The sequence below is a fragment of the Lysinibacillus sp. GbtcB16 genome (genome assembly GCF_019091145.1).
GTDB lineage: Bacteria > Bacillota > Bacilli > Bacillales_A > Planococcaceae > Lysinibacillus > Lysinibacillus fusiformis.
In genome coordinates this window covers 1-460 of sequence record NZ_JAGXJV010000130.1, presented here as the reverse complement: position 1 = coordinate 460, position 460 = coordinate 1, and the positions used below count along the sequence as shown (strand labels likewise).

The following is a 460-nucleotide window of genomic DNA, read 5'->3' as shown; positions in this document are numbered from 1 at the left end:
AAGGCACCTTAGGGTGTCTTTTCTATCCTTGTTTCCCCTATCAAGTGGAAGGAACCAAACAAGCACCCTGATAGGGTGCTTGTTAATCTATTTAATTTTTAATTAGATTAATTAGTGTGTATATAGTTTTTCTATTTTTTTACGGTTTATTAATATACATGATGCAGTAGCAACAGCTATAACAATAGCTATTAATGCTACATTTTGTTGAATAATAAAAAATGAAATGATATTGGTAGCAATTACAATTAAAATTTCAAGAAGTCTCTCTTTAAAATCTAACTTCCTCATAAAATAATACTGTATGACTAAAAGTGCATTTTCGATAAATAGCATAATAAATGTTTCGAGTAAGGCTGTTCCATAAAAATAAACATATGTATACATACCGCCAAACAAAAACATAAAGCCAAAAATCCCTAAGTTGCTTATTACATTTAATATGTTTTTACTTTTTTCT

The 460-nt window shown here is 28.0% G+C and carries 1 protein-coding gene; it reads right to left on the bottom strand.

Features of this window, described 5'->3' with window-relative positions; genetic code table 11:
• Positions 1-111: 111 nt before the first annotated feature.
• The coding region (locus KVT27_RS23695) for a hypothetical protein (RefSeq protein WP_217582077.1) at positions 112-460 on the bottom strand (349 nt) is incomplete at its 5' end.